This is a genomic window from Allobosea sp. CCNWLY174 (assembly GCF_037120455.1).
In the GTDB taxonomy this organism is placed as follows: Bacteria; Pseudomonadota; Alphaproteobacteria; order Rhizobiales; family Beijerinckiaceae; genus Allobosea; species Allobosea lupini.
This window is the reverse complement of record NZ_JBBBBQ010000026.1, coordinates 1-980: the sequence shown is the minus strand read 5'-3', so window position 1 is coordinate 980 and position 980 is coordinate 1. Positions and strand designations below refer to the sequence as shown.

The following is a 980-nucleotide window of genomic DNA, read 5'->3' as shown; positions in this document are numbered from 1 at the left end:
AAGTCGTCGCGGGTGATTTCGCTGGCGGACGACATTGCGCGCTCGATGAGCGCGGTATCGGCGCGCGTGGCGGTGGTGCAGGGCAAGAACGCGATCGGCATCGAACTGCCCAACGCCAAGCGCGAGACCGTCTTCCTGCGCGAACTGCTGGCCTCCCAGGACTTCGAGGGCACCAAGCACAAACTCGCGCTCTGCCTCGGCAAGACCATCGGCGGCGAGCCGGTGATCGCGGACCTTGCCCGCATGCCGCATCTGCTCGTCGCCGGCACCACCGGCTCGGGCAAGTCGGTGGCGATCAACACCATGATCCTGTCGATCCTCTACCGGCTGAAGCCGGAGGAGTGCCGGCTGATCATGGTCGATCCCAAGATGCTCGAGCTTTCCGTCTATGACGGCATTCCGCATCTGCTCACCCCCGTCGTCACCGACCCGAAGAAGGCGGTGGTCGCGCTGAAATGGGCGGTGCGCGAGATGGAGGAGCGCTACAAGAAGATGTCGAAGCTCGGTGTGCGCAACATCGACGGCTTCAATCTGCGCGTGGCGGAGGCGGCCGCGGCGGGCGAGGTCATCACCCGCACGGTCCAGACCGGCTTCGACAAGCATTCGGGCGAGGCGATCTACGAGGAGGAGGCGATGGACCTGTCGCCTCTGCCCTATATCGTCGTGATCGTCGACGAGATGGCCGACCTGATGATGGTCGCCGGCAAGGAGATCGAGGGCACGATCCAGCGCCTGGCGCAGATGGCCCGTGCCGCCGGCATCCATGTGGTCCTGGCGACGCAGCGGCCTTCGGTCGACGTGATCACCGGCACGATCAAGGCGAACTTCCCGACGCGCATCTCCTTCCAGGTCACCAGCAAGATCGACTCGCGCACCATTCTTGGCGAGATGGGCGCCGAGCAGCTGCTCGGCCAGGGCGACATGCTCTACATGGCCGGCGGCGGGCGGATCACCCGCGTGCACGGCCCGTTCGTCTCGGA

The 980-nt window shown here is 65.7% G+C and carries 1 protein-coding gene; it reads left to right on the top strand.

Going from position 1 to position 980, the window contains the following annotated elements; genetic code table 11:
* Positions 1 to 980, top strand: a 980-nt coding sequence (locus V7S63_RS28685) for a DNA translocase FtsK (RefSeq protein ID WP_336532833.1), incomplete at both ends; no start/stop codon positions are given.